The sequence below is a fragment of the Streptomyces sp. SID13726 genome, assembly GCF_010548375.1.
Taxonomy (GTDB): Bacteria; Actinomycetota; Actinomycetes; order Streptomycetales; family Streptomycetaceae; genus Streptomyces.
Genome location: NZ_JAAGLY010000020.1, coordinates 102,433 through 122,411, shown reverse-complemented (window position 1 = coordinate 122,411; position 19,979 = coordinate 102,433). Strand labels below are relative to the sequence as shown.

Sequence of the window (19,979 nt, the reverse complement as noted above, 5' to 3'; positions counted from 1 at the left end):
GTCGCGCGCCCAGGAAGTAAGCGCCTGAGTCGCCACAGGCACCGCCTTGAGAAGGGTTGGCCCAAAGGCTATTGGTGCCGCGGCAAAACCCCTGTGCCGCGCGGCCATGCCGCGTGTGCCGGCTGCGACTGCCAACACGGTGAGAACAACCAGAAAGGAAACTAGCTATGGCCGATATAGGCAAGGAACAGGAAGAAGTTGAGTTCGAACCGCTGCCCGTTGGAGTTCCGGAGGAAGTACCGGTAAGGACGCCGGGTGTGCCGGAAGAGGTGCCCGCTTAATGTCGGGCGGGATTGAGTCGGAGGGGAACGACCGAAAGCTCTTCGCAGGCACCCTGCGCGGCTATCGGCATTTCGCCGTGCGCAGACAGCTTCACATTCCTCCGTTGAGGCTTGGAGGTGGGGGCAACGGGGGCCAGCCTACGCACGTCGTTGATTCGCCTGCACATCCGTACGACTGGCAGGACGGAGAGAATGTCTGCCTGTGCGCTCGGATTGTTCAATGGGCCAACCCTCGTACGGTCGACGAAATCGAGTGCCGCATAAGGGAGCTAGAACGGGAGATTTCCGAGTACGTGTCGGCGCGCCATGAGTGCTATGTCGACGTCTCGTCTTTCTTCGATGCCTCACCGGTCTACTTCTATGACAACGGCTTGGGTAGGGCGAGAGAGGAACTGTCTCATTTGCTGGCTGCCCGGGAAGAGGTCAAACGTTATCGCGCCGGTGACCACAGTCTGAAAGGCTGTTACTGCGGCTTTTACGTGAGCTACAGTCCGCGGGCAGACTTCTACCGATCGTCCACAGACACCCACGTGCACGCGGTAGTTGAGACCTATGGGCGCATCGTCCTGGGAACGAAGGGATTTCGCGCCCAGAAGCTACGCATCATCGCTATGGCGCCGTGGCGCCGCGTACTCCCTCCCAATTTCAGCCCCGATTTCGGCCCCGTCATGGGGAGAGTCCCAACGCGTCTCCCCGATTCCGTGCAGGCGAGAGCCGTGCGGAATCAACTCCCTGGGGTTCGATGGTTCGACAGTTCTTCGGACATGATCCGTGAGTATCCGGAACCCGACCGAAGCGGACTAAGTCCCGATGTCCACGCGGACTACGGAACGAGGTTCTGATGACCTGTGGCCGGCGCCGCGAGGGGCACCTATGGAACTCGGTTCTCAAGCCTCCCTCGCGCGTCATCGCGCATGACTGGTGTGTTTGTTGTGGGGTTGCGCGCCCCTCGCCTGTCCACTCTCACGAGAAAGGCGCTCATGCCGAATCGGAACAAACAGAAAGGGACTGCCGCTGAAACTGCCGTTGTGAATTGGTTGAGGGAGAGTTGCGGCTATCTCGACGCGAGGCGGAACACGCTTGGCGGACGCTTTGACCCCGGGGACGTCGAGCCCGTTCCTGCCGCAACTCCCCCTGTGATCATCTCTGTTAAGGACGGAAAAGAATCCGACTACTGCCCCCACTGTCGTCAGAAACGTGAACTGCACATGCAGACGACTCTATTTGAGAAGTGGTGGGCGGACCTTACGGAAACGGTAGGCAGACGCAGCCCCCTAGCGCTCCCTCTTCTGTGCCACAAACGCGCAGGGAAAGCCACCCCGGAGGGTTGGAAATGGTACGTGGATTCCGCGCACCTAGGCCGGTACCGGATGGGGCCGGTACTCATCACAGGACCACAGGCGCGATTCATCATGCAGCGCCACGTAGCAAGGTGGGCGGAAGAATGAACCGCAGACAGCCAAAGCAACGTAAGCCACGTGAGCCGCGTGAGGCGCCCCAGGAACCGATAGGGGAACTCATGACCCCGGAACAGGTGGCGCGCTATTTCGGAGTCAAGCTCAGGCGCGTCCGCGGGTGGGAACGGCGCCGGTATCTGACTCCCGTAGTCGTGTTGGGCGAGCGCCGTTACATGACGATGGAAGTAGAGCACTTGGCGGCGATGTATGGCCGATAAGTACAGGTGCCCTGTCTGCCGTAAGGACGTTGCCCCGACCGCGCAGAAACGATTCCGTAAGCACGTCAAGGAATCGGGCGTTGAGTGTGACATGTCGGGCGTCATTATCCCTCAACACGTCCTCAACGCGGGTCCATCCGACAACTCGGAAGCGCCCGTCAAAGGCAGGGACTATGCCGACTGCCCCGCCTGCGGGCGCACCCCAATTCTCGACAAAGAGGGGAGGTTCAACACACACAAAATACTGCCCCGGGGCAGCGAGATATGCCCCATGAGCGGTGAGAAATACGCCGTGGCCGGCGCGAGCGAGGAAGCGAAAGAGCCATGCCCACAGAACCAATCCCAGGCGTCGACGACTACGCCGCAGCCGTCGAGCGAGCCAAGCAACGACACCCCGCCGGAAAGGGACTGCGCGCCCCCGAGCAACGGCGATGGTGGGAAGAGGGCTGTTACTGCCCCTCCGGACAGTGCACCTGCGGACAGCCTCCCCCGGAGTGCCCACACCCCGGACAGCACGACGACAGGTGTAGCCCCGGGGCGTGCGGTTGCCCCGGAGGCGGTAGAGGCAATGGAAGCTCTCAAAGAGCTGAGGTCCCGCAGGCTGAATCAGAGGTCTACTGCCCATTCTCCAGTGACGGAGAGTGCCCCGGAGGCTGCACAAGCAACCGTGAGCGAGCCTGCGTCAACGGAGATTGAGTTCCGGCAACCGGCGCCCCCGTTCGAGCAACCGGGGCGCACGTCAAGGGTGTTGGCACAGGCAGTGCCGATGACGGACCACGGCAGAGAGATAGCCGCGCGCCTAAAGGAAACGTTCTATGCGTATACGAACCGCCTCGCACGCAATCAACAGGAAACGATGGGCCCAAGCGAAATCGGTTCGCCCTGTGACAGGCGAATTGCTATGTCTCTACTGCGGGTTGCGCCGGTCAATCCGGGGGGCGACAATTGGGCGTCTTTCGTCGGAACTTGTGTTCACGCTGGTTTGGCGGAAATGTTCCTGTGGGCGAACGCCGGTACTGGCCGCTATGCGGTTGAGGTACCGCTGAAATTCCCCAGCGCGTATGTCCCGCACGGCACGGGGGATTTGCTCGACCGCACCTTGTGCATGTTCTTGGATCACAAGTTGATGGGCCGTTGGTCGTTGGACAAGTTGACCACTAAGGGCCCCTCGCCCACCTACCGCGTACAGGTTCACACCTACGCCTACGGAGCGCAGCTCAAAGGCGAAAAGATCGATCACGTGGCAATCATCGGTTGGCCCCGCGAGGCGGGGACCCTCGATGACTTGTACGTGTGGACGGAGCCCTATGACCCCTCCGTTGCGATAGACGCGCTAAAGCGGGTCGAGCGCATCGGAGAAAGGGTCAAGGCCCTTGATTCCATCGGGGGTCCGGCTACGGCGGCAAGGCAATTCGACATTGCCGAAGACTGCCGTTTCTGCCCCTTCCATGCGCCCAAGGATGACCAGGGCGAACGCGGATGCAACGGGAAGCGCTAGAAAGGCGATTGCATGGAAACGCTCGCAAGTCTCAAGGAAGTACGGGAGTTCTTCGGAATCGACCTCAAGGATTTCCGGGCGGAGTGGACCGTCCTCGATGAGGAATCCAAGAGGGAGATTCGTGAGGGCATAGGGAACGGGAGCTTCACATACTGACATGATCACCATGGCTTTGAGGGCGCTACTCCATTGGGTAGCGCCCTCTTTGCATTCCTGGGCGGAGACTTCCACACCCGCTAACCGCGGTCCGCTCACGTGGACTTGCCGCACATGTGGGGCGGTTGAACGGGAGTTGCCGTGATCCTGTCTCTCTGCTCAGGCATAGGCGCCCTTGATTACGCCGTAGAACGGCTACTAGGCCAGCGGGTCATCCTGTACGCCGAAAAGGCGTATTGGCCTGCGCTGGTCATGGCTCGACACTTCCCGGACGCCAAGAACCTAGGCGACATAACGCGGGTCGATTGGGCCTCCGTGGCGGTCGAGCATCCGGAAATAACAACCATCGTGGCGGGATTCCCCTGCCAAGACATAAGCCATGCAGGCCCCAGGGGTGGAATAGGTGGAAGACGCTCCGGACTCTGGGCGTATGTCGCTACAGCCATTCGCGAGATACGACCCGGATTCGTGTTCCTGGAAAACGTGGCAGGCATCCGAAAACGGGGGCTCGACGTCGTATCAGGGGACTTGGCCGGCTGCGGGTATGACCTTGAATGGGTATGCCTACGCGCTTCCGCCGTTGGCGCTCCGCACCACAGATTCCGATGGTTCGGAGTTGCCACACCTTCCAACCCCAACCGCAGCCGATGACATCCGCGGACCGGATTATGCGCGCGCCTCGCGTCCCGATTCGGGGGGCGATGACCTAGTGACCGCGCTCGCGCGCCTGGGCGATGACGGGTGGGGACGGTTCGGCCCCGTGGTCGAGCGATGGGAAGGCGTGACCCGTAGGGCTGCGCCTCGCCCCATCGTCCTGGGTCCGCGAGGCGGTAAGCGCGTCTCCCCTCGCTTCACGGAATGGGCCATGGGCCTACCGGGCTCATGGGTAACCGGGATTGTCCGCATGGCCATTGAGGACGCGTTGCGCGCCATCGGTAATTCAGTTGTGCCGCTACAGGCTTACCGGGCCTATCGGTACCTCACGAGAGAGAGAAAGAGTTGACGACACCTCCGCAGTTTCAGCAACCCGGACGCGCGGACAAGTTTGCGCCCAGAGACAACCCGCAATGGATAGGCAGGCTCTTTCTGATCTATCCGGACAGTGTCTCTCCGCAGACGTTCAACCGCCCGGACGGAACGCAGGAAACGTCAGACGTCGTTACGGCGGACGTCGTGATTATCGATCTGCCGGACCCTCAGACAGGGCAGCCGACAAAGCTAGAGGGCGCCCGTATCGGCGGTAAGGGGCTGGTCCCTCAACTGCGAAAGATGATCGGTTCAATGGTCCTGGGCAGGCTGAACAAGTTGCCGAGTCAGGGCCAGAAAGATGGGGCGTACGTGCTCGCGGATTTCACTCCGCAGGATGGGGCCATGGCGTCCGCCTACGTGGCAGCGAACCCGCGTACCTCGCAGTTCACGCAGCCTGCCGCCCAGGCGCAGCAGTACGCGCCTCCGCCTGCCGCTCAGGCGCCTCCGCAGGCGCCCCCTCTGCCGTATGACCAGTGGCAGCACACACAGGCGCAGCCTGCGCCCCCTGCCGCGTACGGGGCCCCGCCTGCGGCTGCGTACGTCCCTCCGCCTGCCCAGGCTGCCCCTGCACCCGCGGAGGCTGCCCCGTCGCCCCTCGCGCAGTTCCTACAGGGCAAGGGGGTGCCGACTGCGGGAATGCCGGAAGCGCAAATGCAGATGATCGCAGCCACGTTCCCGGACAACCCCTTTAAGTAATCGACTAGTGGGCCGGTGGCCGTGCCCCAACACGGCGGATGGAATGCAACGACCGGAGGCGCAAGGGACAGGGACTTGCGCACCTTGATAAACACCCAACTAAGGATGTGCTCATGGCCGTAAGGCGTAAGGCAAAGGACCCTGCGGAGGTAACTGAAATGACGGAGGTCAAGGCGGAGCCGTACGAGGAAGACCCGGAATGGGACGGCACCGTAGAAGAGGGGCCGGCGCTCGCGGAAAGCGACTCTGACGACGTCGCAGACGTACCACGGAGGCGGGGCCGTGCGCCCCTCACTCTGCCGTCTGCGGCGGCACGTTTCGAGCGCGCTAAGGCTGCCGTTGCCAAGCTCGATGCGCTCGACGTTGAGGCGGAGCGAGCCAAGATACAGGGGCAGATGGAACGGCTTACGGAACGTCTCGCCAAGCTCGACGGACACGAAAGTGCCGTCAAGGAAGCTGCGGAGGAACTTGCCGCCGCAGAAACGGAGTTCAACGCGGCACTTACCGCCGTACAGAGCAAGTAGACACAACGCGCGAGGGGCGTCCCTAACTGACAAGGGGCGCCCCTCGCGCTTCAAGAGAGGCAAGACATGGACCGGAAGCAACTCCACGCGCTCATAGACCTTGCGATAGACGCGATCACATGCGATGAGTGCCAAGAAACCCTCATCCGGCGAGTGGGGATAAGGACCGTTCAACTAGTCGGCGCGCACACGGTACAGGCGTTGTCCAACCATCTGATGGACGGGACGCTTACGCCTGCGCAGACTTACGACCGGTTGGCGGACACGATGAACCCGCTTTACGCGGCGATGGGCGAGGCGGTTCCCCCGGAAATGAACGAGGAAATCCGAGCATCGTTCCTCAGGTCTGCCGCCCGTGGCCTCAACTAACCTCATCGCCTTTGCCCTACAGGCGCGAGCGCGAGGCTTCCATATCTTCCCGGTAGAACCTGGGGAGAAAACGCCTCACACCCTCACCCCGGGGCAGCCTTACACGCTGCGTTGGGGTGAGGCTGCAACCAACGACCTAGGCAGGATCATTGACTATTGGACGCGTTGGCCAGACTCCAATATCGGTGTGGCTTGCAAGCCAAGCTCTCTACTCGTTGTCGATTGCGACGTTCCTAAGCGCGAATATCAGATGGCGGGTACTCAGTTCGCGGGACTCCATGACGCTTTTGGGCCTCTCGTTGATGGGACTGACGTCTACAGACATGTCTGTGAATCCCTGGGGGGCAATTGGGAGGAAGCCAACGCCACCTATCGCGTATGCACGGGGTCCATGGGTTGTCACTATTACTACCGTTGGCCAGATTGGGTCAGCGCACGTGAGGCGTCACAGGCCAGTATTGCTCAAGGGATCGTTGATATCCGATGCAATTCGGGTCAGTGGGGCGGGTACGTCCTGGGCGCAGGGAGCATCACGCGCAAAGGTGCTTACGTTTCCGAGAACGCGAGCGACGTGAGGCCGGCGCCTCCGTGGCTAGTCGAACTGTGCCGCAGACATGAGCCCGTAAAGACTGCCTCGCCTTTCCGGCAGCCTGGGCGCGTCGGTGTGCTCTCAGGGCTTGTGCGGACCGTTGAGGACGCGCAGGAAGGCAACCGCAACCAATCCCTACTGTGGGCCGCTCGCGCAGCCTGCGCGGACGGCATCCCCCTTGACGATGTCCTCACGGCCCTGGGCGACGCGTACGCAGCCGCAGGGGGCGACGGAGGACACAGGCAGGCGGAGGCGACCATACGGAGCGCCTACCGGCTACAGGGGCGGAAGGCATAGCAAAGCGCCCCTGCCTCAAGGGCGGGGGCGCTACACGTCGAGCTGCGGCTACGCGTCGAGTCGGGACAGGGTGGCCATGCCTAGTTCGTCGGCAGTCTCCGGGCTCAGGTCGAGCGCCCAGGCGTTACGACCCTCGACCCATTCCGCGCCCTCGACAACGGCGCGCGCAGCCTCGCTCAGGGGACGCGAGAGTAGCCAGTCCCGAACCGTGTTGCTCACCATCGGGGGCGGGACGGCAGGCTTCCCCTTGGGCGCCCCGCCCTTACCGGAAGTCGTTCCCATGTGATCACCTCTCTTGGATAGGCAGACGCCCTCACCCATGATGCACATTCGGTGAGGGCGCCGGAATGGTGGTGTGATCAGAATCCCCAAGCGGCGGCAAGGGCCTGCGCCTCGCGCTCGCGGTGAGGGTCGACGTACTTAGTGCGCGCGTAGGCAATCGCCTCTTCCCTCGACTGCGGGACGCATTCCAGCATCATCACGTTGAGTTCACCATCGGACCAGCCTTCAAGGATGACGTCCCAACCGTTGGCGGCATTCGCCTGGGCGTGATCCTTGATGTAGTGGGCGAACATGGAAGCTGTGGCAACGCGCTTCCAAGACGCGCGCTGCTTTTCGTTCTGCGCCATCGTCTGGTGATAGGTCTGGTTCCGGTTGAAACCCGGAAACGTGTTCTCGGCCTCAACCTCAACCGGATTGCGCAGGGCGTCATAGCGCGCGGCGGCAGCCTCGCGTGAGTCGTCGAGCCCTGCGCCGCCAACATCGCTCAGGATGCCGTCGAGCGCTTCCCTGAGCTGTCGTGCTTCGGCAGGGACAACCCTCATCCCCGACTCAGCGGCTTCCTTGGTCAGCGCCTCCGCGGCCCCGACCACACCCGCAGCCGCGCGGGCAGCGTCCTCGATCTGCTCAGGCGTCCACTCGCAGGCGCCAAGCTCAGCGTCCGCAATGTCCTGGGGCGTGAGGTGAACTTCCGTCAGCTCGAACGACTCGGCAACGGCCTCCGCCTGGGCGTGCGCCTCCGCGCGAATCTCATCGATGTTGGCGGGGCAGCGCCGGACCCAAAGGCGGGTGGTCGAGCGGACGCGCTTGATCACGTCGCCCTGTTCGTCCTTGAGGGCAAACATGCCCTTGCCCTGGTCCTCAATCGTGATGACCTCCGGGAAGCCCTGCGGACGCTTGTGCGTGTTCGCGTTCCCCTCGAACAACACCCGACCCTGCGCGTCGGCAACCTCGCCCGCTTCCGCGGGGGTGAGCGCCTGCGGCTTGTACGCCTCGCGCTCCGCCTGGGCCTCAACCGCAGCCACCTTCTTTTCGCACCGCTCGCACAGGTGAGACATGGGCTGCGCTTTGGCCTGGGCCGCGGTGACGAACCCGCCCTCATTAGGGGTGATGCGCCTGTTGCACAGGGCAACGCCCTCCGCGAAAGCGTGGAAGTTGAGTTCGTTGCTGCGGGTGTTGCGCCAAACCATGGCGTTCATCTGCGGTCCCTCCCAAGGGTGTTGCCGTCGTTGTGTGCCCAAGCTAGCGCGCATTTCGCGCACGTGCAAGCTTGCACGTCACCCTTACGGGTCAACTGTCGCTTGACCGTTACAAGTCGGAAGGGAAATCAGATGGTCTTTTGGTCGTGGGCATGGTTGTGCGCCCTGTTCGGCATGGCGTTGGTCGAGCTAGGTGCACTCCTCAATAAGCAAGAGGGCGACACACTCAGCGAACACGTCTGGAAATGGGTTGCCCTGAAAGACGGGAGACATGCGGGATTCGTGGCGTTCCGGCGCACGTTCCTACTCCTGTTCGCGGCATGGCTTGCCGCCTATTGCATGACTGGGGGGCGGTTCTAGTGGTCAACATCCCTGGATTCGTTGAAGTGCGCGCCGTAACCCAATGGGGCGGACAGGAAGTCACCGCGCGGCAAATCGTGCCCGCGGAGATATGGAACAACCCGGAAGCGCGTGACTCCCTCAAGTCACACCTACGTCACGCCCTGGGCGGACTCATCGCCCAACAACTCTCCGTCCAATGGCGGACGTTCACTCACGAAAAGCTCTTTGGCCTAGGGGGCGAGGGTCAGTGAGCTACCAAATCAAGTGCGACCGATGCGGGGCCATATGCCCCGTCTCGGCAGGCGGAGGGTTCCGCACAGGCGAGCAATGGGCGCCAATGCCCATGAATTGGAAGCGCCTTGCCATGGGCCATGACCCATACGCGGAGCCGGACGTTAAAGCGCAGCTCTGCCCCGATTGCTCGACTGCGGTACGCCAATTCATCACGACCGCACCCACCTGTTTGCGTGGGAGGTGCAATGAAAATTGACCACGATGGCGAACACGTCGTCGTCACCATCGGCAACGAACTGTGCGTCATGAACGTACGCGAGGCATTCGATGCAACAACCGAACTACTCAAGGCAATTGAGGGTGCCCGCTCTTACGGCGCTTACCTACGTGGCGAGGTACCCGACCCGGACCCGCGGAGTAGTCGAACGCCACGGCGGCAGTACAGGAGAAAGCCCAGTGAGTGAAGACACCCTCAAGGCAGTCAGCCGCATCCGTGCTCTTGCCTTCACGTTCGACAGTGAAGCGGACTACTGGCGACAGAAGAAGAAAGAGGCGGAGGTGCGCGAGATTTGGTACATGAACCGCGCCTCCGCCCTCCGCGAGGCAGCCGGAAAGGTCGAGAAAATAGCCCAGGACTACGGGAAGCAATGCGAGGAATCATGAGCGGAACACTGTTGGCCGGCTACCTCCGGACACGCAAATGGCTGCGCTGCAACGTGCTCCGTCTGCACTCGTTCGATTGGCGCGAGGTGTTCGCCACGGCCAACCGGACCGGCGGAGCGCCTGAGGGCAAGTGCGGCAACTGCGGAAGGCGGGTGCGGCTATGAGTGCTCACCCCTTGGTCCTTGCAGAGCTGCGGAAGCGAGCGGCAGACCTTGAGTTGCGGTCCGAACGCCTTGCACCGATACCGGGTGAGCCTGCCTCGCGCGCAGCATCAAGCCGCTATTGGGAGCGCAAGCGCGTCCGCCAAATGGCCACGTTCTACCGGGAACTCATCGCCTGGGCGGAGGCGCGCGAGGATGAGTGACCGCTATTACTGCCCGGAGTGCGGACAGGTAGCGGGGGCAAGTCGAGACAAACATGTTGCGGTCATCGTGGGAAGCCACGTTGAACCGCATTTTTTGTCTTCTGCCCTTACCGCAATCCTCGGTGACCCTGGGGCGCACATACGCGAGGTGTGCCCTGGGGGATTGGTCGACAGACATAAGGACAGGGCCCCATGAGGTGTCAGCACTGCAAGCAATGGATCGTTAAGGGGTGGCCTGCGGGCGACCCCGAGTTTGCCCCGGACGCTTGGCGGCACGGCCGGACAGGGCTGTTTACGTGTGACGTCGTTCCCCTCGCATGGGGCGAGCGCGAATGGCCGATGGCAACTCCGGATGAGAGCGGCAGGCATGCACAGGCTGTCACCCTCCAATAGTTACGGCGTAATTGAGATATGGACGTGTCGCGATTGCGGACACTCCGTTGCCGTTACGTGGCCCAAACCGGGCGGCAGGAAGTTTCACGCGGAGACCCTTTTCAAGGGCGACGATGTGTGTCTTCCGGACGGAGCAAACGACTATGAACCTGAAACGCAGGGGTGATCTGTCAGACGTTCATTGGGGCTACTGCCCGCACTGCCGTAGGGATGTTGAGTTGCGCCCTTCGGGGCGCCTCGCGCCACACACCACACATATGGGCTCCGGATGGGCGGAGGTGACCTGTATAGGGTCCCTCCGCCTTCCTGCGCCCAGGCCCAAAGAAAGGGGCGACGATGGGCCGACCACGAATGACTCACTGCCCGCGGGGCCATAGCTTCGATGACCCCGACAACGTATGGATGGTTTTCAACAAGGACCGCGGCAGATGGCAGCGCCGTTGCCGCCCCTGCGCGCTCGCGAGGAAGCGCAAGTATTACCAGAGACAGGCAGAGGCGCGCGCCCGTATGGCACGCGTCCGGCCGTGGTGGGAACAGCTCGAATGGACCGGACCGCACAGGGCTGACAACCCCTGGAAAAGGACGCGCCGGCGGAAGCGGTCCGCCCAAAATTACAAGGTCAACGGACATCCCATCGCTTACAAGGTCTCGGCCCAACAGGTGCTCTACCTCCAAGGGTTGGCAGACGGACTCACGTTGGACGAGATAGCCGAACGGGAAAACGTCACCCTCAACACGGTCCATAACGGCCTGGGCGAGGCGCGCATCAAATACGGAGTGTCGAGCAACGCGGCAGCCGTGGCGCAGGGCCTCAAGCGAGGCGTCCTCAAGGCGGACAGGGTCACGGCTCGACGTCTGCCCGCTCGCGTGCCCAGGGCAGCCGTTGAGGACGTCCGCGCCCTGGTCCGCGGTGAGCGGCTGCCGCATAAGGCGCACGCTGCCCGGATATGGCAGACGCTCGACCCGCTCATGTCTTGGACGGAGGCGCACGCGGTGAGCGTGCTATGGGCCGCAGGGCGCCTCACATCACGCCACGTTCCGCAGACACGGAACCGATATCGACGGAGGCGCACAAAGCCCACGGAGGACGCTGCGACATGGAAGGCACCCGCGCATTTGTGATCTCATCAAACGGCAAGGTAATGGCCATTGCTACAACCGCGGACGCTGCCCAGCGCTACGCCCTGTGGAAATGCATTGACCGCGATTTCCTGGGCGCCCGTTTCCGGTGGACCAGGACACACAAGCTCATGGCTCGCCACGTAGAGGCGGACCACTGGTCATTTACTGGAGTGGAAATCATCCCTGCCTCATACGTCTAGGCGCAGGGGCAGGGGTGAACGCGTGACGATTGAACCGCAGGGCAATGCCGAGTTGCCCCAATCGGAGATAAATGCACGCCTCGCGCTCTACTGGCTACTCAATCCGCAGGCTGCACCTCTAGAGAGCTTCAATGACGACGTGCAACGCATCGTCTCCGTCCTGTCGAGCAAACTCCCATCACTGGGAGTTGACGACAGAACACAGACCCTCATAGAGGACCACAGGCGCGAGGCAGCCGAGATCGAGAAAGCAAAGGAGATAGCGTCATTCAACCGCGCCAAAGAGCGCGCGGTGACTATCGAGGAAGAAACCCAGCGTGCGCGCGTAGCGGAAATGGTGGACGCGCTACTAGCCGAGACTCTGACGACAGACGCCCTAGACGACATTGAGGAACTGTCTCCGGTAGTCGACGGACTCTTGTACCGCGGCACCGTTGCGCGCATCAACGGAAAGCCTGGGGCTATGAAATCGTTTGTGGCGCTCGACATGGCCGGATGCGTCGCCAACGGTCGCCCCTGGGCGGGGCGGGACGTCGTCAAGGGTGACGTGATCTATCTCGTTGCGGAGGGCGCAGGGGGCATCAAAAAACGGGTCCGCGCATGGGAGCAAGAAACCGGCTGCCGCATGTCCGGGGTGTACTTCCTACCTCGCCCAATTCAGGTGGCCGGCATCGAATGGATGGTGTTGGAGGAAGCCTGTAAGCGCCTCCGACCTGCGCTTGTCGTCGTCGACACGCAGGCGCGCTCAACGGTCGGCATTGAGGAATCGTCCAACGAGCGCATGTCAGTGATCTTCCAACGCATCGAGCGTCTAGCGAGGGAATCGGAAGCGTGCGCGCTACTCGTGCACCACACGGGACACGTAGGGGAACACGGGCGAGGCGCCTCTAACGTACTGGGCGCCGTGCAGACGGAACTACTCGTTAAGAAAGAAGGGAAGGGAGCGGAGCGCGTCATAACCGTCCGCATCGACAAGACAAAGGATGACGACGACACGGCAGAGGTTCGCCTGTTGCCCCGCATCGTGGCCGTGCAGGGCATGACACGGCGCAACGGACAGCCTGAAACCTCCGTGGTCCTGGTCCCGGAGCGCACGGCCGTATTCGCCATGGCGGGGCTTGACCCTGCGGTGAGTGCCGCCGTGGCGTTGCTCGACAAACACGGAGCGCCCATCGCGCTAGGCAGAGACAGGCTCCGAAAGTGGCTCGCGGAACGTGACCTCACGCTAGGGACATCCGTATTGGCGGAGGCAATAAGTCACCGGAAGAAACGCGAGGCACTGAAACCCCCTGAAATCAAGGATGAGGAATCAGAGGGTCTGTTCGATGCCTGAAACCCTGAAAAAACTACGCCCAGTAATCGAGACCTGTCCGGACAGGTCGAGCCTCCGCCTGTCCGGACAGGTTTCCTGTCCAACGCCTATTTCCCCAGGTCAGACCTGTCCGGACAGGTACCTAAAACCTGTCCTCACTGACCTGTCCTCTGTCCGCCCCCCTTTAGGGGCGGACAGGTAGGACAGAGGACACAGATTGTGAGCAGTGAGTAATGATCAAATGCAGCACCTACTAGACACCCCGCCCAAGCTGGGCACCTGCAAGAGGTGCGGGGCTTGGGTCCTCACCGCGCTTGTCTCAGGAACCTGGGCGGGTGTCGACACAACCCCCCTCGGTGCGGTCGAGCTGCGCGCGCTACTCCTGAGCGGAGGACGCCCCTACAGGCTCCGCATGGCGGCAGGATGCCCCCGAGCGCTCACCGTGGCCTCACTGGGCGACGTGCGGGCCGGAACGCCTGTCCTGGGGCCTCACGTGTGCGCAGGCCACCCCATGGACGCCCAGGCGTTTACGGAGGCTGCCGCGGACCCTTGCCGACCCCCTGTGAGCGCTACTGGGCGCCCAGCGTTCCCCTCTGCCTCACAGGGGGCGAGGAAACACGTTCCTGCGCCACCTGCGACCCTCCGCCGTTCTAGGCCGGTGAGGTGCGACGCATGCCGACAGACCATCAACCCGCATGAGCCTTACTGGGGCATTGAATGCGGCACGTACATATGGGCCTTGCATGACGCGTGCCCGGAAGTCGAGAGGTAATGGCTACTGACACCGAATACTGCGCCTCGCTCGCAGACCAACTCACGCGCGGCTTTGATGAACGCGTTGAGTATGACTTGCGAGTCATGACGCACACGAAAGACTGTCTGCGAGGGGCGAACGGTTGGGGTGACTGCCCCTGCCCGTACACCTTGGAAAGGCGCGTCAAGACGATTCGTCACGCGCCGCTCATCGCCCAACTCGGCGCAGCTATCGAGGGGCCGGCATCTAGGGACGATCACGGAGGACGCTCCGCAACGAGGGTCGATAGCCCGTTCCCTGGGAACTTTGAAGCGCTCGCGCTCATAGATGAAATCAAGCGCTCGCTACAGGCGCACGTGAGGCGAGCGCGCCAATTGCTTGGGTATGACGTGCCGCCCTCATCCATTGTGCGAGGCGCTGTATGCGGACGATGCGCAGGCGCCCTCAAGCTCCACAATGGCGAGGCTGTCTGTATCGGCTGCATTGGCGAGACTCCGCCATGCGGCATGAAATACACGTGGCAAGAGATTGAGGACTACATGAGGGGCCTAGATGAACGTGGCGATTAAGCGGAGGCTCGTTGACACTGAGGCGGCAATGACATGGACCCATAGGCCACGGGGCACATTGCATAGGTGGGCGAGCGAGGGGCGAATACGCAACTACGGAAAGCCAACCGCTAAAGGCGCCCTCTGGGACCTAGACGAATTGCCGCCCTATCGACACCTGTGCACCCCCGCATGCCTTGATGGCGAGGAATGCCCACCCATACCGCCCCCGCCTCCAATCCGCTTCCCTCGCCCCAGGACACCCATTGACCACGTCGTGGCTTATGAGAACGAGGTAACCGAGCGACCACCCGTGAACGGATGGCGCCAATTCGAGCGCGGACCACACTCCCGAGTCACCTGCACGTGTGGCCTAGACACAGGATGGATTGCCCGCACACAGGCCATTCGGATTGCAGACACACACCGACCCCGAACACCCCTTGACGATGACCTGAACAGGACCGAAGATTGACCCGTGTTCGGCATGCCCGAAACACCCCAGGCATAAGGCCCCTGAGTCCCCACGGGAACAGGGGCCTTACCCATGCCCAGAGGGGAAGGCGTATGACCGGACGCAAGGAACTCACTGAGTACCGATACCGCCAAGCACGCGCCCAGGTGCTAGCCGAGTCAGACACCTGCATATGGTGCGGACACCCCGGGGCGGACAGTGCAGACCACATCATCCCCGTGAGCAAAGGCGGGGACCCGTACGCGCTCGACAACCTAGGCCCAATCCACGGGGTCAAGGGCTGCGCATCATGCGGGCGCAAGTGCAACAACGACAAGGGCGACAAGCTACCCAGCGAGTATGAGCGGCTGCGTACGTCCATCGATTGGTACGCATAGACGTCCTGGTCCCTGCTACCCAGGCCCGACCACACGCCCAGGTCCGCCCGACCACACAACCAGGCCACGCCTGGGGGCGCGTGCGCTACCCAGGGCAGGGACCAGGACCAGGACCAGGACCAGGACCAGGACCAGGGCGAGACAGAGCACAGCGCACGCAGCTCGACGACACACAAGCAACGCGGCGCAGCTCGACCACACATGGATGAGCGCCCACCCCGCCAACAGGGTGGGCGCCCCAAGCACCTTCCATCCCCACGGAAGGCGCCCCGATGCTCCCATGGGGCAACTCGGCGGACAAAAGCCCAGGTCAAACAGGGTGCGACAGCTGGACCGATGAGGACCAGGACCAAGGCTCTAAGCCTCTGACCTGCATGTTTGCATCTCAGACCGGCTCTGACCTGCGCGTTTTTTAGGATTCCGGCCCCTTCCCAGCCCCGGCCCAAACTCGGATTTTTCTCCCCGGGGCCCCAGTGACACCCGCCCAGGGCGCCCGAATTGGGGCCCGAAAGCGCGCCGCGAGAGGCGCAGGCCGGCCGAACCGCGCAGGGGAATGCGCAGGTCAGAAGGGGTGGACGCGTGGGACCGGTTGAGAAAGCCGTTCGATCTGACGTGCGTGAGCTCGGGGACCTAACCGGTTTCGAGCCCCTATTGGCTGCGCTCGCAGTCCGCTTGGCGGGTGAGGTCGACGCGTTCACCGCGGACGGGGATAGGCGCGTGTTCGTGCAACTGACCAGGGAGTTGCGGCAAACGGTCGCCCAGCTAACAGAGGGGCGGACGGCAACAGATGACGATGACCCCTTTGGTGACTTGGCGTCCCCCGAGTGAGTTTGCCGATGACCTGAGAGAGCGCTACGGGCTCACCTGTCCGCCCTTGTGGGGCACCCCCAGGCGACCCGGATTCAAGAGCCTGGGCCCCGCGGCATGGCGCGTTATGGAAGCGCTCGGATATCCGCCTATGCCGTGGCAGAAATACGTGTTGGACGTTGCCCTTGAGATTGACCCGGTAACCGGCACGTTCGTGCATCGCGAGGTTGGGCTAAGCGTCTCTCGGCAGCAAGGGAAGACACAGCAAATCTTGGCGCTCATGGTCCATCGGATTGCCGCTTGGCAGCGTCAGACCGTGATCTATGCGGCGCAGACTCGCGGCATGGCGCGGACCCGTTGGGAGGATGAGTTCCTGGCGACGATGGATGATTCCTCCATCGCTGGGCGCTACCGGGTCCGAAAGACCAACGGCCATGAGGCGATCATCTGGAGTAAGACGCGGTCCAAGCTTGGTATTACCGCGAATACCGAAAAGGCGGGTCACGGCCCCGCGCTCGACCTGGGCGTAATCGATGAGGCATTCGCACACGAGGATGACCGCCTAGAGCAAGCCTTTAGTCCGGCCATGTTGACAAAGCCCATGGCTCAGCTTTGGTGGGCGAGCGCGGGCGGCACGGACCGTAGCGTGTGGCTCAATAAGAAACGCGAGCAAGGGCGCGCGCTCATTGAGCAGATGTGGGCCACGGGCGAGTATCCGAGCGTCGCGTATTTCGAATGGTTCGCTCCGGAGGACATGCCGCGGGACGATCCGGAAACGTGGCGCTTTTGCCTTCCTGCCCTGGGCTATACGGTCTCGGAAGACATCATTCGGTCTGAGTTGGACAAGATGGCCGGCGACCCGAGTGCGTTCGATCGGGCCTATTTGAACCGCACCCGTAAGGCGGTTCCGCCCAGTGACCCGAACATTCCGCGCGAGGCTTGGGCCGTGGCGGTCGACAGGGAGTCTTGCCCCGGTACTGACCTAGCTTTTGCTATCGACGTAGCCCAGGACCGGAAGCACGCGAGCATAGGGGTTGCCTCGCTCCGTCCGGATGGACTCTTTCACCTTGAGTTGGTCGACAGGCGCCCCGGTACTGATTGGGTCGTACCGGCTATCACTCGACTCCGCGAGATCCATGACCCTGTGGCCGTGGCCGTTGCGTCCTACGGCGCCCCTGCCGCCTCTCTAATCGATGACCTAGTTGCCGCCGGTATTGAGGTGCCCAAGAACCCTGAGCGCCCAGCACGGGGCGACCTGTCCATATTGCGAGTGCATGACCTCACGGAGGCGTGCGGGCAAATCACGGACACGTTGATTCAGGGTGGCGCGAGGCACATTGACCAACGCGAACTAACGGGCGCCGTTAACGCCGCGCGCACTCGACGGCAAGGCGACGCGTGGACGCTCGACAGGACCAATTCCCCCGTGGATATCGCCCCGTTGTGCGCGGTCACGTTCGCACGCTGGGCGCTCATGGTCCGACTGCCATTGGTGCAGGAGTACGACCTAACGGCATCAATCTTCTAGGAGTGCCCCCATGCGCGAGCGCGTTACTACGTTCCTTGACGTCCTGGGCCTGTTGCTGGTTGCTTTCGGAGTTGCTGCCTTTCTCTACCCGTGGCTTTCCCTAGGGGCAACGGTAGCCGCGGGTGTGGTCGTGCTCGCAGGCTCCATATTGGCTGCGCGGAGGGGTGAGACGTGAGCCTATTCTCAGCGGCTAAGCGGGCATATCCCGGACAGACAGCAGATCAGGTAATCCCGCCACGGCCCGCACAACGGGCGGGAACGACGTCCGTAACCAATGAAACCGCACTCCGCCATAGCGCAGTCTGGGCGTGTCTCAGGCTGCGCGCCAACCTCGTATCGACCATGCCCGTTGACATCTATCGACGGGTCGGCGGCATTCAGGTTGAGGTGCCCAAGCCTCCGGTCCTGGTCACTCCGGGCGGACCCGGAGTGCGAATGATCGAGTGGCTTTACTCGTCACAGATGGACCTAGACAGGGCGGGCAACTGCTTTGGCCTCATCACTGCCGTTGACGGTTTCGGGCTACCTGCGCGCATCGAGCTAGTTCCCCTGTGTGATGTCACCGTGCGCGTGCGCAAGGGCGTCCTTAAGTACCTCATCGCAGGCAAGGAATACGACCCTTCCGAGGTGTGGCACGAAAAGCAATACACGCTACCGGGAATGCCGGTTGGCCTGTCACCTGTCGCCTACGCTGCACTATCCATTGGTGAGTATCTGAGCATTCAGGAATTTGCACTGGACTGGTTCGGCAACGGCAGTGTCCCCGCGGCTCACCTCAAGAACACGGGACGCACCATCACGCCCGAATTTGCGGACGAGACTAAGCGCAGGTTTAAGGCTTCCATAGCCAACAACGATCTTTTCGTTACGGGTTCTGACTGGGAGTACAACCCCATTCAGGCGGAGGCGGCCGGCGCTGAGTGGATTGAGGCGAAACGTTTTGGCATCGGGGACGTTGCTCGATTCTTCGACACCCCAGGGGATCTAATCGACGCCATGGTTTCCGGGTCCTCCGTCACCTACGCCAATATCTCTCAGCGGAATTTGCAGTTCCTCATCATGAATCTCGGTCCCGCCGTGGTGCGTCGGGAAGATGCGCTCACCTCGCTCACCCCGCAACCGCGTTTCGTCAAGTTGAACACGGACGCCCTATTGCGAATGGACCCGCAGACCAGGGCAGCAACGGTGAAAACGCAGATTGATTCCCGCGTGCTCGCCCCATCGGAGGCGCGCGAATTGGATGACCGAGCCCCCTTCACCGAAAGCCAACTCGCGGAGTTTGATCGACTGTTCGGAAACAAGAATGCGGCCCCAAGTTTCGGGGGCGCTGCACCATCGGGAGTGATGACATGACAGACATGGCCACCCTCCGGGCGGAAGCGGCTGCCGCCCGGAGTGCCGCAGGCGGAAGCGCAGCGATGGCGGTTCCTCGCGACAGACCCGAGTCAGCCGCGGTTCGGTTCACTTCCGAATTGCGCGCCAAGAAAGTCACGCGCGATGACATGGAATGGTACGAGGTTGAGGGTTACGCGAGCGCCTTTGAACAGGGCTACGAAATGTGGGATATGTTCGGGCCCTATACCGAGATTGTTTCCTTGGGCGCCGCGGACAAGACGCTGAATGAAGACCCGGAAGTTGTCTATCGGTTCAATCATGGTGGCACTCCCATGGCCTCAACCCGCAACGGACGCCTACAGCTTTGGGCGGATGACCACGGACTAGGGCAGCGCGCATGGCTCAACCCCAAGCGCTCTGACGTTCAACTACTCGTGCAAGCCATTGAGGACCAGGACGTAAGGGAACAGTCGTTTATGTTCCGGATCACGTCCGGGCAATGGTCGCCCGACTATGCGGAATACCGCATCAACAGCTTTGACCTTGCGCGCGGTGACGTCGGACCAGTGACCTACGGAGCCAACCCGCACACGACCGTATCGGCGCGTAGCGGAGAGTTCCTGTCGCTCATCCCCAACCTCTCTCCGCTAGTCGCACGTGAAGCGCTCGCGCGCCTTTCTGCGCGGGCAGACATGGCCCCTATACCAACGCCCCTCGCGCCCAGGCCGGCGCCTGAGGGTCGTTCAATTCAGATGCTCCGCACGCGTCTTCTGATTGACGCTGCGGAGGATGCTGAGTAGGCGAGGCTACGCGCCTCGCAGCAACACCCGCATTTCCGGCAGACGCCCCGGAGGCGCGGTTCCCAGCGGCACGGCAGATGCCCCGTTGACGCCTCGCAGTAATCCCCCAGAAAGACACTTGCCCGAAAGGGCT

12 protein-coding genes are annotated in these 19,979 nt (G+C 62.3%); 11 read left to right on the top strand and 1 reads right to left on the bottom strand.

The window, feature by feature from the left end; genetic code table 11:
• Window positions 1–2,722 precede the first annotated feature (2,722 nt).
• From G3I78_RS36550 to G3I78_RS51335, 5 genes are all read left to right on the top strand, one after another.
• Complete coding sequence (locus tag G3I78_RS36550) at window positions 2,723–3,454, top strand: hypothetical protein (protein ID WP_164432814.1); 732 nt, start codon at window positions 2,723–2,725, stop codon at window positions 3,452–3,454.
• 12 nt (window positions 3,455–3,466) lie between these two features.
• Window positions 3,467–3,610, top strand: a complete 144-nt coding sequence (locus G3I78_RS36545) for a hypothetical protein (protein WP_164432812.1) — start codon at window positions 3,467–3,469, stop codon at window positions 3,608–3,610.
• A 141-nt stretch (window positions 3,611–3,751) separates the two neighbouring features.
• Window positions 3,752–4,261, top strand: coding sequence for a DNA cytosine methyltransferase (locus G3I78_RS36540; RefSeq protein ID WP_164432810.1), 510 nt, complete (start codon window positions 3,752–3,754; stop codon window positions 4,259–4,261).
• A 1,232-nt stretch (window positions 4,262–5,493) separates the two neighbouring features.
• Complete coding sequence (locus G3I78_RS36535) at window positions 5,494–5,859, top strand: hypothetical protein (protein WP_164432808.1); 366 nt, start codon at window positions 5,494–5,496, stop codon at window positions 5,857–5,859.
• A gap of 201 nt (window positions 5,860–6,060) precedes the next feature.
• Window positions 6,061–6,228: a hypothetical protein gene (locus G3I78_RS51335; protein WP_203616013.1), complete on the top strand. Its 168-nt coding sequence runs from the start codon at window positions 6,061–6,063 to the stop codon at window positions 6,226–6,228.
• A 1,245-nt stretch (window positions 6,229–7,473) separates the two neighbouring features.
• On the opposite strand, the gene G3I78_RS36525 is transcribed toward G3I78_RS51335, so the two are convergent.
• Window positions 7,474–8,592, bottom strand: coding sequence for a hypothetical protein (locus tag G3I78_RS36525; protein ID WP_164432804.1), 1,119 nt, complete (start codon window positions 8,590–8,592; stop codon window positions 7,474–7,476).
• A 1,032-nt stretch (window positions 8,593–9,624) separates the two neighbouring features.
• Between G3I78_RS36525 and G3I78_RS36520 the strand changes: the two genes are divergently transcribed.
• The 6 genes from G3I78_RS36520 (at window position 9,625) to G3I78_RS36490 (ending at window position 19,846) form a co-directional block, all read left to right on the top strand.
• Window positions 9,625–9,831, top strand: coding sequence for a hypothetical protein (locus G3I78_RS36520; protein WP_164432795.1), 207 nt, complete (start codon window positions 9,625–9,627; stop codon window positions 9,829–9,831).
• 2,101 nt (window positions 9,832–11,932) lie between these two features.
• The gene (locus G3I78_RS36510) at window positions 11,933–13,243 is read left to right on the top strand and encodes an AAA family ATPase (protein WP_164432791.1); all 1,311 of its coding nucleotides are present in this window, start codon (window positions 11,933–11,935) and stop codon (window positions 13,241–13,243) included.
• Window positions 13,244–15,091: 1,848 nt separating this feature from the next.
• The gene (locus G3I78_RS36505; RefSeq protein WP_164432789.1) at window positions 15,092–15,376 is read left to right on the top strand and encodes an HNH endonuclease; all 285 of its coding nucleotides are present in this window, start codon (window positions 15,092–15,094) and stop codon (window positions 15,374–15,376) included.
• Between the two features lie 958 nt (window positions 15,377–16,334).
• Window positions 16,335–17,711 carry a terminase family protein gene (locus tag G3I78_RS36500; protein ID WP_239158279.1) on the top strand — a complete coding sequence of 459 codons (1,377 nt, stop codon included), beginning with the start codon at window positions 16,335–16,337 and terminating at the stop codon, window positions 17,709–17,711.
• A gap of 171 nt (window positions 17,712–17,882) precedes the next feature.
• Entirely contained in the window at window positions 17,883–19,064 is a 1,182-nt protein-coding gene (locus G3I78_RS36495; RefSeq protein ID WP_164432785.1) for a phage portal protein, read from the top strand.
• On the top strand, window positions 19,061–19,846 hold the full coding sequence (locus G3I78_RS36490) for an HK97 family phage prohead protease (protein WP_164432782.1): 786 nt from the start codon (window positions 19,061–19,063) through the stop codon (window positions 19,844–19,846). Before G3I78_RS36495 ends, G3I78_RS36490 begins: the two co-directional genes overlap by 4 nt.
• The last annotated feature ends 133 nt before the right edge of the window (window positions 19,847–19,979 follow it).

Coding starts and splice junctions, on each gene's coding strand:
- G3I78_RS36550 (WP_164432814.1), top strand. CDS start 2,723: ATGACGGACCACGGCAGAGAGATAGCCGCGCGCCTAAAGGAAACGTTC.
- G3I78_RS36545 (WP_164432812.1), top strand. CDS start 3,467: ATGGAAACGCTCGCAAGTCTCAAGGAAGTACGGGAGTTCTTCGGAATC.
- G3I78_RS36535 (WP_164432808.1), top strand. CDS start 5,494: ATGACGGAGGTCAAGGCGGAGCCGTACGAGGAAGACCCGGAATGGGAC.
- G3I78_RS36525 (WP_164432804.1), bottom strand. CDS start 8,592: ATGAACGCCATGGTTTGGCGCAACACCCGCAGCAACGAACTCAACTTC.
- G3I78_RS36505 (WP_164432789.1), top strand. CDS start 15,092: ATGACCGGACGCAAGGAACTCACTGAGTACCGATACCGCCAAGCACGC.
- G3I78_RS36500 (WP_239158279.1), top strand. CDS start 16,335: ATGCCGTGGCAGAAATACGTGTTGGACGTTGCCCTTGAGATTGACCCG.
- G3I78_RS36490 (WP_164432782.1), top strand. CDS start 19,061: ATGACAGACATGGCCACCCTCCGGGCGGAAGCGGCTGCCGCCCGGAGT.